15 protein-coding genes are annotated in these 13,881 nt (G+C 66.8%); 3 read left to right on the forward strand and 12 right to left on the reverse strand.

What is annotated here, in order from left to right:
• Positions 1-17: 17 nt before the first annotated feature.
• On the reverse strand, positions 18-371 hold the full coding sequence (locus tag AB0L82_RS28725) for a glyoxalase superfamily protein (RefSeq protein ID WP_364642909.1): 354 nt from the start codon (positions 369-371) through the stop codon (positions 18-20).
• Positions 372-539: 168 nt separating this feature from the next.
• Here AB0L82_RS28725 and AB0L82_RS28730 point away from each other — a divergent pair, with 168 nt between their 5' ends.
• On the forward strand, positions 540-1,901 hold the full coding sequence (locus tag AB0L82_RS28730) for a DoxX family protein (protein WP_364642911.1): 1,362 nt from the start codon (positions 540-542) through the stop codon (positions 1,899-1,901).
• A 364-nt stretch (positions 1,902-2,265) separates the two neighbouring features.
• On the opposite strand, the gene AB0L82_RS28735 is transcribed toward AB0L82_RS28730, so the two are convergent.
• The 7 genes from AB0L82_RS28735 to hemL form a co-directional block, all read right to left on the reverse strand.
• A complete protein-coding gene (locus AB0L82_RS28735) occupies positions 2,266-2,751 on the reverse strand; it encodes a hypothetical protein (RefSeq protein WP_364642913.1) in 486 nt (161 codons plus the stop codon).
• A 188-nt stretch (positions 2,752-2,939) separates the two neighbouring features.
• Entirely contained in the window at positions 2,940-3,929 is a 990-nt protein-coding gene (gene ccsB, locus AB0L82_RS28740; protein ID WP_364642915.1) for a c-type cytochrome biogenesis protein CcsB, read from the reverse strand.
• On the reverse strand, positions 3,929-5,554 hold the full coding sequence (locus tag AB0L82_RS28745; RefSeq protein ID WP_364642917.1) for a cytochrome c biogenesis protein ResB: 1,626 nt from the start codon (positions 5,552-5,554) through the stop codon (positions 3,929-3,931). The genes ccsB and AB0L82_RS28745 overlap by 1 nt, the downstream gene beginning before the upstream one ends.
• Positions 5,554-6,372, reverse strand: a complete 819-nt coding sequence (locus tag AB0L82_RS28750) for a cytochrome c biogenesis CcdA family protein (protein ID WP_364643005.1) — start codon at positions 6,370-6,372, stop codon at positions 5,554-5,556. The genes AB0L82_RS28745 and AB0L82_RS28750 overlap by 1 nt, the downstream gene beginning before the upstream one ends.
• Positions 6,373-6,374: 2 nt before the next feature.
• Complete coding sequence (locus AB0L82_RS28755; RefSeq protein WP_364642919.1) at positions 6,375-6,998, reverse strand: TlpA disulfide reductase family protein; 624 nt, start codon at positions 6,996-6,998, stop codon at positions 6,375-6,377.
• A complete protein-coding gene (locus AB0L82_RS28760) occupies positions 6,995-7,600 on the reverse strand; it encodes a histidine phosphatase family protein (RefSeq protein WP_364643007.1) in 606 nt (201 codons plus the stop codon). The genes AB0L82_RS28755 and AB0L82_RS28760 overlap by 4 nt, the downstream gene beginning before the upstream one ends.
• Positions 7,601-8,463: 863 nt before the next feature.
• Positions 8,464-9,801 (reverse strand): glutamate-1-semialdehyde 2,1-aminomutase, encoded by a 1,338-nt coding sequence (hemL, locus tag AB0L82_RS28765; RefSeq protein WP_364642921.1) that lies wholly within the window; start codon positions 9,799-9,801, stop codon positions 8,464-8,466.
• A 342-nt stretch (positions 9,802-10,143) separates the two neighbouring features.
• Between hemL and AB0L82_RS28770 the strand changes: the two genes are divergently transcribed.
• Entirely contained in the window at positions 10,144-10,536 is a 393-nt protein-coding gene (locus tag AB0L82_RS28770; protein WP_364642923.1) for a hypothetical protein, read from the forward strand.
• Positions 10,537-10,737: 201 nt separating this feature from the next.
• Here AB0L82_RS28770 and AB0L82_RS28775 read toward each other — a convergent pair whose 3' ends face one another.
• The 4 genes from AB0L82_RS28775 to hemB all read right to left on the reverse strand — a co-directional run bounded on the left by AB0L82_RS28775 (position 10,738) and on the right by hemB (position 13,363).
• Positions 10,738-10,998, reverse strand: a complete 261-nt coding sequence (locus tag AB0L82_RS28775) for a hypothetical protein (RefSeq protein WP_364642925.1) — start codon at positions 10,996-10,998, stop codon at positions 10,738-10,740.
• Complete coding sequence (locus AB0L82_RS28780) at positions 10,998-11,549, reverse strand: hypothetical protein (protein WP_364642927.1); 552 nt, start codon at positions 11,547-11,549, stop codon at positions 10,998-11,000. Before AB0L82_RS28780 ends, AB0L82_RS28775 begins: the two co-directional genes overlap by 1 nt.
• 307 nt (positions 11,550-11,856) lie before the next feature.
• A complete protein-coding gene (locus AB0L82_RS28785) occupies positions 11,857-12,360 on the reverse strand; it encodes a hypothetical protein (protein WP_364642929.1) in 504 nt (167 codons plus the stop codon).
• 25 nt (positions 12,361-12,385) lie between these two features.
• The gene (gene hemB, locus AB0L82_RS28790) at positions 12,386-13,363 is read right to left on the reverse strand and encodes a porphobilinogen synthase (RefSeq protein ID WP_364642931.1); all 978 of its coding nucleotides are present in this window, start codon (positions 13,361-13,363) and stop codon (positions 12,386-12,388) included.
• 204 nt (positions 13,364-13,567) lie between these two features.
• Here hemB and AB0L82_RS28795 point away from each other — a divergent pair, with 204 nt between their 5' ends.
• Complete coding sequence (locus AB0L82_RS28795) at positions 13,568-13,873, forward strand: hypothetical protein (RefSeq protein ID WP_364642933.1); 306 nt, start codon at positions 13,568-13,570, stop codon at positions 13,871-13,873.
• Positions 13,874-13,881 lie beyond the last annotated feature (8 nt).

Genomic DNA, 13,881 nt, shown 5'->3' on the forward strand with positions numbered 1-13,881 from the left:
CACCCGGCCAGATGGCGTCAGTCGCGATGGGCGGCGATATTGAGTACGTTGCCGTCGGGATCGCGGACGAAGAAGCGGCGGATGCCCCATTCCTCCGTGGTCAGCGGATGCACGATTTCGTAGCCGAGTTTCATCGCCTCCGCGTAGGCGGCGTCGACGTCGTCGGTCATCACCGAGATCACCGAATCGACCGGTGCGGTGGCGTCACCGCTGACGAGTTGCAGATTCGCGCCGGTCTCCGGCGAGGTGTAGCGGGCCACCCAGCCCAGATTGAACTCTTCAACGCTCAGGCCGAGAAAGTCGATGTAGAAACCTTTCGCGGCCTCGATATCGGCCACCGGCAGATTCGTGACTATGCGTTTGGCATGCATTCGCTACTCCTGGCTCGTGACGGGTATGCCGATCGTAAATCGGGGGCACGAATTCTGGGGGCAGTGGGGGTTGGGGCAAGGGTTTTGCCGGATTCACCGGGGGCGGGGGGCGCAATAACGTTCTGACCTGCAAAGGAATTGGCCGTCGAGGCCATGGGAGGGAAGATCGTGGTTGCGCAGTTGACGGCCGAGGTGGTTGGGGCGGATACCGAGCGGGGCGTGGTGGATCGATGGCATCCGTTGGTGCGCATAGCTTTTCGATTCGCGTTCGTGTTCGTGGGGCTGGGAATGGCGGGGGTGTGGCTGGCGACGGCGCTCTTTCGCTCGCTCGGGGTGTCGCAGGAATCGGTGACCGAGTTGGGGATGTGGACGGCATTGCATCCGCTGACCGATTGGGTCGGATCGCACGTGTTCGGCACCGTGGTCGATTTTACGCCCACGGGGAGTGGAGATACTGCGGCGCAGTGGGTTTCGGTGTTCACCTGGTTGCTGGTGGCGATCGCGGTGACCGGGGTGTGGTCGGTGCTGGATCGGCGGCGCGGGAACTACGCGCGGCTGTACGGGTGGTTCCGACTGCTGCTGCGGGCCGCGCTGGTGAGTGCGCTGCTGCTGTACGGGATGGTGAAATTGCTGCCGTCGCAGATGTCGATGATTCTGCAGCGGCTGGTGGAACCGTTCGGGGATATGAGTCCGATGTCGGTGCTGTGGGCGCAGACATCACTGTCCGAGCCGTATGAAATCGCTTTGGGGGCAGCGGAAGTCACGGCGGCGCTGCTACTGGTGCTGCCGGTCACCGCGGGGCTGGGGGCGGTGCTCGCGTTCATCGTGACATTGCAGGTGGCGCTGCTGAATTTGACCTTCGACGTGCCGGTGAAGATCTTCTCACTGCAATTGCTCATCCTCGCGGTGGTGCTCGCGACCCCCGATATCGGACGCACGGTACGGGCGCTGATCGGCCGCACGGTGCCCGCGCGTGTTCCGGAACTGCGCTTCGGCAGCCGCCGCGGGAATCGGATAATGCTTGCGGCCCAACTGATTTTCGGCGGCTGGCTGCTGTTCACCGCCATCAGCGAGGGGTACGACGGCTGGCAGACCTACGGCAGCGCGCGCCCGCAGTCACCGCTGTACGGCATCTGGAATGTCACCGAATACACCGTCGCGGGTCAGCAGGTGCCTGCCCTGGTCGATTTCCGCGACGGATCACACGGCGGCCTGCCGAACGCCTCGGATCGCTTGCGGCGCATCATCTTCGATATCCCGACCGCCGTCACCGCACAGCGCATGGACGATTCCCTGCTGGCCTTCCCGGCCGAGATCGATACCGACCGGCGCACCATCACCATCGCCCAGGATTCGGCGCGGACGTTCGCCAGCCTGAACTACGAACAGCCGCAACCGAATCAACTGATCCTGGATGGTTCGCTAACGGGCCGCCCGATCCATATGCGGCTGACGCTGGTCCCCCTGGACCACTTCCCCGCGGTCTCCCGCGGTTTTCACTGGGTGCAGGCGACGCCCTATATGCGCTAGCCCGCGCGGCTGGTGCGTGAGCGTATAGGCGGCGCGCTGTTCGCGCCCCCGATAGTCGAGGTCGGTGCCGCCGCCGAGGTGTGCGGCGACGCGCAGGGTGAGCCAGATGCCGACCGGCAGGACGGCTGTCGCGGGGTCGATCACGTCTTCTCCCAAGGGTTTCCGGTACATGCTGTAACAGACATCAGCACAGTACAAGCACCCGCGGTATCGACTGAAGATTACTGTGACGTGATGTCGCACTCATTCGCCGCGGAGCCGTCCGGCGAGTGCCCCGGCACACACTCCTGCCCCCGAAAACACTTCGGGGGCAGTCGAATCGAATTCGACTGGCCCCAAATATGGAGCTACCTACCCCGAGGGATCAGGGCAGCACCTGCGGGATGACGTCGGGGGCGATGGCGCCGACGATCAGGCCGACGAGCGCGCCCTGGAAGGCCGGGCCGAGGGCGCACAGCGGGATGAGGACGATGCCGACAATGGTGGCGGCACAGACGACCGCGCCGACCACGGCGCCGACAATCGCACCGGCGGCGGCGCCGTTGCCCAGCGGATCATGGTTGGCCGCATTGGGATTGGTGGCGATCTCCTGCGCGGCCGCGACCGGCTGCACCTCATCCTGCACGGCGGGCTGTTCGACGACGGCCGCGGCCTCGGCGACCGGAGCGGCCTGCTGCACCGCGATCGGGGCCTGCTCGGCCGAGATCACCTGCGTCACGGCGGCGGGCTGGAGGATTCCGACAGGAGCGTCGGCGGAGGCGGTACCCGACCCGACGACGGCAATGCCGACGGCGAGCGGCAATGCCGCGATAAGAGCCTTACGACCGAAATTACGCATGGTGCGACGCATGATTTTCCTAATTCTCCCGACCCCGTGCGCGCTCGAATGAGATGGCGCGCAGAACGTTTCACGTTGCGAAAGGCAACGGAACAAGTTCTATCCGATCGCGGTCGGCAAATCAAGCCCGAGTACCGTTATGTGTACTCGGGCCAATTGTGTTCGGCGACACTGCGATCGGCCACCGGGGCCGAAAGGTATTAGTTCAAGCCCGCATACGAATGCAGACCGCTCACCACGATATTGATGATGAAGAGGTTGAAAAGCATCGCCACGAAACCCGCGATATTGATCCACGCGGCCTTCGTATCCCGCCAGCCGGAGGTGGCGCGGGCATGCAAATAGGCGGCGTACAGGACCCAGGCGATGAAGGAGCAGGTTTCCTTCGGGTCCCAGCCCCAGAAGCGGCCCCAGGCGGCTTCGGCCCAAATCGCGCCGAGGATTACGCCGGTGCCGAAAATGGGGAAGCCGATGATGGTGGTGCGGTAGGCGAGCCGGTCCAGCAGCTGGGCGTCGGGGAGGCGGCGCGCGAGCTGGCCCCAGAGATTGTCGGATTCGAGGCCCGCGGGCTGCCACATGCGGTACAGGAACAGCAGACTCGCCACACCGGACACCAGGAAGACGCCGCTGCCGATGGAGACGACGGTGACGTGGATCGGGAGCCAGTAGGACTTCAGGGCCGGAACCACGGGGGCCGCGTCGACATGCAGTTTGGTGCCCGCCAGGAACAGCAGCACCAGCACCGGCACCAGCAGGAACGCCCACATGGCGCGGTAGCGCTGATCACGCAGCAGCACCAGGCCCAGCAAAACCGCGGCGGCACAGGCCATGCTGATGAACTCGAACATATTGCCGAGCGGGAAACGGTGAGTCGCGAAGCCGCGCAGCACAATCGACACCGCGTGCGCGCCGAAGCCGACGAACAGCACCGCGAAGGCCATATTGCCCAGGCGTTCCGGGAACGGGCGCTTGGCGCGCTCGGTCGGCACCACGCGGCCGGGCACGTCCGGGGCGGGCGCGGGAGCCTTGTCCGAGCCGCCGCCCGCGGTGACCAGTTCCCGCGCGGTGGTGGGCACGGTGCGGGTGATGGCGAACTGCCACACCAGCATGATCCAGACCAGCGCGTAGATCACGATGGCCGATTTGAAGGCGAGATCGCTGTAGGAGGCGATGTTCTCGTCGATCGGCATTACTTGTCTCCCGTGTTCTCGGTCAGCAGCCGCTCACGCAGTCGGTCGAATTCGCCGCCCCAACCGGCCTGGTCGGTGCGGGCCAATCCACCCATTTCTACTACGGTACGTCGTACTCCATCGGCCTCGCCGCCGGGGTACACCCGCAACCAGATGCGCCGCCGCTTCACCAGCAGCGACACCAGCAGACCCGCCATCATGGTGAGCGCGCTGATCAGCACCCACTGCTGCGCCGGATCATGCGACACCTGCAGATTCACGAATTCCTTGGCACCGTCGAAAGTCACCTTGGTGCCGTCGGACAGCGTCGAGGTGTCACCGGGCTTCAAATTCACCCGCTGCTCCTTGACCAGCCGCCCCTGCTTGATCATCTCCGGATCCAGCGAGAACAGCGACTGCGCGCGACCGGTATCCAGGCCCGTATCGCCCTGATAGATATCCACCGCGACCATCGGATCCCGCATCGCCGGATACATCGAGGTCAGCAGCGAACCGTGCAGCAGCGCGGTCGGCGCGAACAAACCCTGGATCGCGACCTGATGCTTACGCCGCTCATCCTCGCTCGGATACATACCGCCCGGCGGATCGATGCGCAGCACACCCGAGGACAGGAATGTGGTCGCGTCATCCGGCTTCCACTGAATCGTCTCGGTGCGGGTCTTGCCATTCGGGAACGTCACCGTGAACGTCGGCGCGAAACCGTGGCCCTGCAAATAGACCCGGTCCCCCGCGACCCGCAGCGGATGATTCACCTGAATGCTGGTGTCCCGCCAGGTCCCCGACTCCAGATCCGCACCCGACTGATACTGGATATTCGAGGAGAACATGGCGGCCTGCCCGTTCTCCAGATAATCCGCCTTGAAGTCCTTGACCCGCACACACATCGGCGACAAACCGGTGCCGTCGTTCACATTGCCCGCGCGGAACGAATCGAATACCGCCGGGGACGTGGTGCAGAAACCCGGGCCGTCATCGGCGATGACCACCACATTGCCCTCGTACCCGAACAATTTGCCGATGGCGATCGCGGCCAGCAGACCCACCAGCGCCAAATGGAAAACCAGATTGCCCGCCTCGCGGGTGTAGCCCTTCTCCGCCGAGAGCGTGATCTCACCCTCGCGCGTGCCCGGCTGCACCACGGTGCGCCAGCCGCGCAATTCCTTGCGCGCCCGCTCGATCACCGCATCCGGCGTCGCGGCATCGGAACCGCTGAAGTTGTGCGGCAATCGCGACAGATTGCGCGGCGCTTTCACCGGCGGCGTGCGCAATGCCCGGTAGTGATCGAGCACGCGCGGCAGAATGCAGCCCACCAGCGAAACGAAAAGCAGCACATAGACGGCCGTGAACCACGCGCTGGAGAACACGTCGAACAATTGCAGGCGATCCATCCACGGACCCAGCGTCGCCCGGTCCGCGATGTACTGATCGACCTTCTGCTTGTTCAGACTGCGCTGCGGCAGCAGTGCGCCCGGAATCGCGGCCAGCGCCAGCAGGAACAGCAGCATGAGCGCGGTGCGCATACTGGTCAGACCGCGCCAGGTATTGCGCAGCACGGCGAAAGCCTTGCGCGGCAACGACTGTCGCGGCGGACGGGCAGGGGCGGGGGTTTCGACGGTGGCAGTCATCAGATCGGCAGGGTCACATTCGAGACGAAGGCGTCGCGGATCCAGGAGATGAACTGGTCCCACGCTCCGGTCACCAGGGCGATGCCGACGACAACCAGCAGGATGCCGCCGATCACCTGAATGGTGCGGGAATTACGGCGCAACCAGCCGACGCCGCGCAACGCGGTCGCCGAACCGAACGCCAGGATCACGAAGGGCAGGCCCAGGCCCAGGCAGTAGGCCACGATGAGGGCGACACCGCGCGCGGCGGTGGTGCCCTCGGTGCCCGCGGACACCGCCATCACGCCGGAGAGCGTGGGGCCCAGGCACGGCGTCCAGCCGAGCGCGAACACCGCGCCCAGCAGCGGTGCGCCGATCAGGCCGCTCAGGCGGCGCGGTTCCATGCGGGTATCGCGCTGCAATGCCGGAATCAAGCCGATGAAGGCGAGGCCCATGAGAATCGTGACGCCGCCGCCGATGCGTTGCAGCAGTTCACGATTCACATTCAAGGCTTGAATGGTGCCGAAGACGGTGGCCGAGGCCAGCACGAAGACGACGGTGAAGCCGAGTACGAACAATCCGGCCGCGCCCGCGACTCGCATACGACCGCGATTACGTTCGGCGACCGCCGTACGCTGCGCGGACTCCACCGTCACCGGCGGAGCCTCGGCGCCGACCACACCCGCGAGATAGGACAGGTAACCCGGCACCAGCGGCACCACGCACGGCGACGCGAACGACACCAGACCCGCCAGCACGCACGCGCCGAGCGCGAGCAGCAGCGGGCCGGTGGCGGCGGTCTGCTGGAACGAATCACCCACGCTGGCAAGGACTGTCACGCTCACTGCTGACCTTCCTTGGCCAGCTTGTCCACCGTCGGCTGCAGATCCGAGGCGAGCAGCGAACGCAGGAACACCGCGGCGACACGGTGATCGCGGTCCAGCACGATCGTGGTCGGAATGACGCTGGTCGGGAATTTGCCGCCCAGTGCGAGCAGACTCCGCATCGACGGGTCATAGATCGACGGGTAGCCGACCTTGTTGTCGGTGACGAAATCCTGCGCCTTGTCCTGCTGGTTATCGCGGACGTTGATACCCAGGAAAGCGACACCCTTGTCCCGGGTGGCCTCGTAAACCTGTTCCAGCGCAGGCGCTTCCGCGCGACACGGACCACACCACTGACCCCACAGATTGATGACGACCACCTTGCCGGGGAAGTCATCCACCGAGGTGGTCTTCCCGGCCGTCATCAAATCCGGGCCGGACAGCTTGCCGATGGTGCCGCGCGACTCCGGCGGATCGTAGAAGATATCGGTCTTACCGCCGGGCGAGACGAAATCGAAGGTCCCGCCCTGCGCCACCGCGTCCTTGCCCGCGGTCGAGCAACCGGCGAGCACCGCCACCAGGGACAGGCTCGCCAGCAGGATCGACACGATACGACCGGGCCGGGACGCGGACCGGCTCATGCCCCCGTCACCTTGGGATCCGAGGCGCCCGCGGGTTCGCTGTAGACGATATCGATCAACGTATCGCCCTGGTACACAAGCGAAGTCATCGACGCGAGCGAGCACTGCCGGTTACGCGGGTCATGCCACAGGCGCTGGCCCTGCAGGAAACGGCGCAGCGTCCACACCGGCAGCTGATGCGAGACCAGCACGGCCTCGCGGCCCGCCGCCTCGACCCGGGCCTTGTTCACCGCGGCCAGCATGCGGTGCGCGATCTGCAGATACGGCTCACCCCAGGACGGCGTGAACGGATCGCGCATCTTCCACCAGTGCCGGGGCTTGCGCAGCGCGCCGTCACTCATCGAGACCCGCAGGCCCTCGAAGGTATTGCCGGCCTCGATCAGGTTGTCATCGGTACGAATGATCACACCGTGGTGTGCCGCAATGGGTTCCGCGGTCTCCTGCGCCCGCTGCAGCGGCGACGCCACCACCAGCGCGATATCGTGATCGGCCAGCGAACGCGCCACGGCCTGCGCCTGCGCCCGCCCCGTCACCGACAGCTGGAACCCGGGCAGGCGACCGTACAGAATCCCCTTGGGATTGTGCACCTCACCGTGCCGCATCACATGCACGATGGTCTCGACATCGTCGGCCACCTCACCGGGCAGCACGAAACCGCTTGCGGCGAGCGCGCTTTCGCCGGACTCGACTGCGGTCGAAGCTTCCGTCGCGCCCGAGGGCTCGGTCACGGCATCATCCGCATCGGTGTGCGCATCGGCAGCGGACGGTTCATCCGCCGCCACCTCGACGACAGCGGCGAAATCGGTTGCGGCCGTATCAAGGCCGGCCGAAACCACATCGGCCTTGGCCGGCTCACCGATCGACACCGCGTCGGCGAAGAAGTCCACCGCGGCGGCACCCGCGGCGGCCCGATCGGCGTCCTCCACCGCGGCGGCGACGGCAGCGGCGGACCGGCTGGCATCGGCGGCCGAAGCGGCATTCCACTCGGCGACGATCGCCGCGAGATCAGCGGGCGACGCCTCCTGCTCCGCACCCGACGCCGTATCTTGCACGATATCGACTGCAACAGTGGAGATTTCGTCGACGTCGCCGGACACTTCGGCAGCGACCGGCAGCGGCTCGGTGCCCGGCTCCGACGTGGCGGTCTTCTTCCTGCGCGGCGGCTTCTTCGACTTGGCCGCGGCCGGGCGTGCCGCACGGGCGGCGCTCGAATCAGCCTTGGCGGGAGCCGCCGCCGCGGCAGCGTCCACCGTGGCCGCTTCAACCTCGGGCGCTGCAGACTCAGCCACGGGCGCTGCGGATTCGGCTGCGGGGGTTGCGGATTCGGCCGGGGCGACGGCGATGTTCTCGCCGGTTTCGGCGAGTTCGTCTTCGGCCTGGCGGATGGAGTCCAGCAGGCGGGAGGCCTCGGCGGGGGTGAGGGGGACGGGGGCCGGGGCGGGTAGACCGGTCTCGGGCTGGGAGGTCACGCGGCGGATCCTTCGGGGGTGGCGGCGGCCGCGGCACGCGCGGCGGCGGGGAGGGCGGCGGCGATGCGATCGAATGCGTCCTCGTCGAGTGCCGCGGAGACGAACCATGCCTCGAAGGCGCTCGGGGGCGCGTACACGCCCGCCGCGAGCAGGGCATGGAAGAAGGCGGGGAAACGCCAGGTCTCGGCCGCCTTGGCGGCGGCATAGTCGGTGACCGGGGTGTCGGCGAAGAACACGCTCACCATATTGCCTGCGAATTGCACCTGATGCCGGACGCCTTCGGCCGCGAGCGCATCACCCAGCAGGGTGCCGAGCCGCTTCGAATTGCGATCCAGCGCGGCGTACACCTCGGCATCGGCGGCGCGCAGCGTGGCCAGACCCGCCGCCACCGCGACCGGATTACCCGACAACGTGCCCGCCTGATAGACCGGGCCGAGCGGGGCCAGATGGTTCATGATCTCGGCGCGACCGCCGAACGCCGCGGCGGGCAGGCCGCCGCTCATCACCTTGCCGAAGGTGTAGAGGTCGCCCGCCACACCCTCGAGTCCGTACCAACCGGCCGCGCTCACCCGGAATCCGGTCATGACCTCATCCATGATGAGCAGCGCGCCATTGTCCTGAGTGAGCTTGCGCAGCCCCGCGTTGAAACCGGGCAGCGGTGCGACCGCGCCCATATTGCCCGCCGCGGCCTCGGTGATCACGCACGCGATCTGCCCGGGATTGGCGGCGAACGCCGCGGCCACGGCCTCGAGGTCGTTGTACGGCAGCACGATGGTGTCGGCCGCCTGCGCACCGGTGACGCCCGGCGAGGTCGGCAGGCCCAGCGTCGCGACGCCCGACCCGGCGTCGGCGAGCAGCGCGTCCACATGCCCGTGATAGCAACCACTGAACTTGATGATCTTGGAGCGCCCGGTGAACCCGCGCGCCAGCCGGACCGCGCTCATGGTGGCCTCGGTACCGGAGTTCACCAGCCGCACCCGCTCGACGGGTTCCACCCGCGCCGCGATGGCCTCGGCCAGCAGAATCTCCGCCTCGGTCGGCGCACCGAACGACAGCCCGCCGACGGCGGCGCGCCGCACGGCCTCGACGACCTCGGGGTGCGCGTGCCCGAGAATCATCGGACCCCACGAACACACCAGGTCGATGTAGTCGTTGCCGTCGGCATCGGTCAGCGTGTAGCCGCTCGCGGATGCGATGAACCGCGGCGTCCCGCCCACCGAATTGAAGGCCCGCACCGGCGAATTCACGCCACCCGGAATGACCGCCGCGGCGCGTTCGAAAAGCTGGGCTGAGACCGGCACCGACGCCTGGCTCACACGCGGAGAAGAACTCACGTCCCCCAGTCTCTCAGCCGTCGCATCCCCGTCGACGACAGGGTGTAGGAGAGTGCGCTGTCCCACAGCCCAACCCGACATCCTCGCATCCCGGGCCGCCCTCCGCATCCGCAAGAAGCTCAGCCCCAGCGCACCCGAGCCCGAGCCCGCGCACCACATCGCCGCGCAACGCGATAGCCGGAAATCCTCGCACCGCTCTCGACGCGCCGGTGCGACTGGCGGGGATGCGGTGGCATCAGGGCAACACGCCGGAATGGTTCGGCGACAACATCGATCGCTGGATAGTTGCTGGTGCGTAATCTCACGATCCAGGTATCAGACATCGAGAGAGGGCTGAACTGTATGCGGTTGGCGCGTGTCGGTGCGGGAGTACTGGTGGCAGCGGGAGTTTCGGCGGGGGTGCTGACGTGCGCCGGAACGGCGGCCGCCGGGACGCCGATCATGCAGCCCGATCAAGGACGGATCGGGCTCGCGCTCTCCCATGATGAGACCGCCGGGCTGGCCGGTGGGCCGGTGCCCGCGGTGGTGAGCATGTTCGTACCGCTGAGCCGAATGGGTGCGGGGCTCAAGCCGGACACTACGATCTACAAGGACGACACCGGCGGCGTGCACGCCTCACTGCGGCAGGTGGTGTCCGAAGCCGCCGACCATCCCGACGGCTCCGTCGTCATCTATGTCAATGCCCCCGGATCGCGCGGTGGGCGAGTGCTGGATGTTTACCAGAACTGGGGCTGAACACTTTTCAGCTGTCGCGGGCGGCGGTGGCGTGTACCAGCCGCCGCTACGACAGCGGAATGCCCAGGCAGAGGGCGGCGAAGCCCGTGCTGAGCAGGCAGTTCAATTGAACCGGCAGTAGGTCTTGCCAGGAGAACGCGGGTGTAGGCATCAGCGTCATGGCTTCCATTCTCCGCCCGCACTCCCCCGAAACCTCGGTAATCAGTGCTCTTCGCGCACCTGCGCGCGGCGTGTCGGGTGCAGCGCCCGCGCCACCAGATCGATGCCGACGAGTCCGGCGATGATCACCAGCACCGCCGCTCCGGCCAGCCACGGACCCGAATACCGGGTCGCGGAGAAACCGGGCACATCCCCCGACGGTTTGAACCACGTGGTGTGAATGCCATTGCGCCAGCACCACACCGCCGCGGCGGCGAGCACCGCGGCGACCACGAATTCGGCGAGCACGGCGAGCCACCGCATCACCGCGCCTCCTTCTCCTCGTCGCCCTCGGCCGGTCCGGCGTCGGCCACCGCGCTCTCGGCCGCGGGTGCCGCGGTTCCGTCGAGCGCCGCCACCGCCGCGGTCAATTCCGCGCGCAGCGTGTGGTGATCGCGCGCCCACGCCTGCACCAGGCTGCCGTCGCGCAGTTTCAGTCCGATGCCCTTGCGCCGCCGCGGTACCCCGGTGAGTTCTCCGAGTGCGCGCGCCGACTCCCAGTCCTCATCATCCCAGGACTCTTCATCGATCTCGGGCAACACTTCGGCGATGTTGCGCAGCGGCAGCGTTTCGGCGCCCTCGCGCAGCGTGTCGGGGGTGAGTTCGACACTGATATGCCGTTTTCCGGCGATCACCTGCAACCAGACGAAACCGGCCAGCAGCAGCCCGCAGAAGATCAATCCGAACCAGTGCGCCTGGCCGCCGCGAATGACCTCCAGCGCCAGCACGATTCCACACAGCACGGGACCGTAGGCAATGGTGCGATAGCGTGCACCGGGCTCGGAGAACAGCACGTTCGCGACGGGGTCACTCATAGGTAGAACCTAGCCGGACCGTGCGAAACGGACGAACGGCACACTGCGAGCGGTGTGCTCAGGCCAGCAGGCCGGGAATCAGCAGCACGGCGAGGGTGAGCAGTCCGAACAGGAAAAGCAGACTCAACCCCAGCACATCGCGCCGAAGGCTGTGTGGTTGCTGAATAACCACTCGCATCGTTGCCTCCGCCTCTCCGGAGCCGAACGCACCATGGCACAACGCATGACGAGCGACTTCCGGTTCCCGAACTCTCTGTGACAGCCCTCACCATACCCGGTAGTACGCCGGTAACAAACTCCGCAGTACTCACCGCGGTCCGGGCCGGAAGTACGGCTCCGATTCGATTCGGTAGCAAAGGAATACGGCCCCGCCCGCCAGCACCGCCTGCACGATCGAAGCGCCGCCCGCGATCACGCCCGCGGTCCCGGTCTGCGTATTCACCCCGAACATCACCAGCACCGCGCCCAGGATCAGGAACAACCCGTATCCGGTGAGAATCGCTCGCGCCCAATTCTTTCCGCGCCACAGCTGGAAGACCACGGCCGTGCCCGCACCCGTGAGCACCAGCCACAGCAGTGTGATCAGCACCAGACCCACCAGCACCTGCACCTGCGCGGCCGCCAGCGTCACCGGCTGGCGCGAACCCTGCTCCTGTTCGAACAGCTTCTGCGCCAACTCACCTCGCTGCCCCAGCTGCGCGAGCAGCACCGCGATCGCCTGCACCACGCCGACCGCCAGCGCGGCGCACCAGAGCTGAGCGGAGGTGCGCACATCCTCGGGCACCGGGCGCGCGCCGGTCGGGGGGAGCATCGGATTCACCGTGGGCAGAGCCTGTTCAGACAAGCCAGTGCGCGGCTTCGGTGGCCCAGTAGGTCAGCACCATATCCGCCCCCGCGCGCCGAATACCCAACAGCGACTCCAGAATCGCGGCCCGCCGATCGATCCAGCCGTTCTGCGCGGCCGCGGTGATCATCGCGTACTCGCCGGAGATCTGGTACGCCGCCACCGGCACCGTGGAACGGTCGGCCACATCGCGCAGGATGTCCAGATACGACATGGCGGGCTTCACCATGACGATATCCGCGCCCTCGAGCAGATCCAGCTCCAGTTCGCGGATGGCCTCGCGCCGGTTCGCCGGATCCTGCTGATAGGTGCGGCGATCGCCCTCCAGCGAGGAGCCCACCGCCTCCCGGAACGGACCGTAGAACGCGGACGCGTATTTGGCCGCGTAGGCCAGGATCGCGGTATCGGTGTGTCCGGCGGCGTCCAGACCCTCGCGGATCGCGCCGACCTGACCGTCCATCATGCCGCTGGTGCCGAGCAGATCCGCACCGGTCTCGGCCTGCGCGATGGCCATATCCACGTAGCGGCGCAACGTGGCGTCATTGTCGACGCCGCCGTCCTTGCCGATGACGCCGCAGTGCCCGTGATCGGTGAACTCGTCCAGGCAGGTGTCGGCCATGACGACCGTGGATCCGCCGACCTCGTGCACGAGTGCGCGCAGTCCGCGATTGAGAATGCCCTCGGGATCGCTGGCCTGCGATCCGTCCGCGTCCTTGTCCTCGGGGTGCGGCACCCCGAACAGCATGAGCCCGCCCACCCCGGCGGCGACGGCCTCGACCGCAGCCTTGCGCAGCGAATCCATCGAATGCTGGTAGACGCCCGGCATGGAGGAGATCTCCCGCGGTTCGCCGAGCCCGTCGGCGACGAACATGGGGAGCACCAATTGCCGTGGCTGCAGGGTGGTTTCGGCCACGAGGCGACGTAGAGCTGGGGTACGGCGCAACCGCCGTGGGCGGTCCATTCCGGTCATACGGCGATGATATGCCCGTCCCGTATGCCCGTCGCGAGTGGCCCGCACCGCGTCGCGGACGGCGCGGAAAGCATTGTGAGCAGCAGACTTTGTCGGTGGTCGCGAGTAGAATCGAAGATGTGTTCGAAGAGATCGCGGCGGGATTTCTCGCCTCGAACTCTGATCGCGACGGGAGGATTGGTCGTGCTTGCAGCCGTACCCAACATGTCCAGCAAGACAAACATGTCCGATGAGGCAGCGGTACCCAAGAAGGGGGACGTGATCGATCACACCTGGCGGCCGCTGTTCAAACAGCCGCTGCCCGCGGGCCGGCCGCGCTCCTGGTACATCCAGCACAATCGGCGGCTCAAGGCCATGCGCCTGGCCATCGCGCTATTGGATTCCGGCGCCTTCAGCGCCGATGTCGCCACCAACGACAAAATCCGCGAAACCGCGGAAACCGTTGGCGTGCACTGGCCTTCGGACGCGACCTGCCGCATGGTGCGCCGCATGATGCAGGCCCAGCGCTGATTCCGGTG

This window comes from Nocardia sp. NPDC052001 (assembly GCF_040680615.1).
In the GTDB taxonomy this organism is placed as follows: domain Bacteria; phylum Actinomycetota; class Actinomycetes; order Mycobacteriales; family Mycobacteriaceae; genus Nocardia.

What these genes read in the sequence shown, in the direction of transcription:
- AB0L82_RS28775 (WP_364642925.1), bottom strand. Translation starts at nt 10,998, where the DNA reads ATGCGGTGGCTCGCCGTGCTCGCCGAATTCGTGGTCGCCGCGGTGCTC.
- AB0L82_RS28770 (WP_364642923.1), top strand. Translation starts at nt 10,144, where the DNA reads ATGCGGTTGGCGCGTGTCGGTGCGGGAGTACTGGTGGCAGCGGGAGTT.
- AB0L82_RS28795 (WP_364642933.1), top strand. Translation starts at nt 13,568, where the DNA reads ATGTCCAGCAAGACAAACATGTCCGATGAGGCAGCGGTACCCAAGAAG.
- ccsB (WP_364642915.1), bottom strand. Translation starts at nt 3,929, where the DNA reads ATGCCGATCGACGAGAACATCGCCTCCTACAGCGATCTCGCCTTCAAA.
- AB0L82_RS28725 (WP_364642909.1), bottom strand. Translation starts at nt 371, where the DNA reads ATGCATGCCAAACGCATAGTCACGAATCTGCCGGTGGCCGATATCGAG.
- AB0L82_RS28760 (WP_364643007.1), bottom strand. Translation starts at nt 7,600, where the DNA reads ATGCGGCACGGTGAGGTGCACAATCCCAAGGGGATTCTGTACGGTCGC.
- hemB (WP_364642931.1), bottom strand. Translation starts at nt 13,363, where the DNA reads ATGACCGGAATGGACCGCCCACGGCGGTTGCGCCGTACCCCAGCTCTA.
- AB0L82_RS28745 (WP_364642917.1), bottom strand. Translation starts at nt 5,554, where the DNA reads ATGACTGCCACCGTCGAAACCCCCGCCCCTGCCCGTCCGCCGCGACAG.
- AB0L82_RS28785 (WP_364642929.1), bottom strand. Translation starts at nt 12,360, where the DNA reads ATGCTCCCCCCGACCGGCGCGCGCCCGGTGCCCGAGGATGTGCGCACC.
- AB0L82_RS28755 (WP_364642919.1), bottom strand. Translation starts at nt 6,998, where the DNA reads ATGAGCCGGTCCGCGTCCCGGCCCGGTCGTATCGTGTCGATCCTGCTG.
- AB0L82_RS28780 (WP_364642927.1), bottom strand. Translation starts at nt 11,549, where the DNA reads ATGAGTGACCCCGTCGCGAACGTGCTGTTCTCCGAGCCCGGTGCACGC.
- AB0L82_RS28735 (WP_364642913.1), bottom strand. Translation starts at nt 2,751, where the DNA reads ATGCGTCGCACCATGCGTAATTTCGGTCGTAAGGCTCTTATCGCGGCA.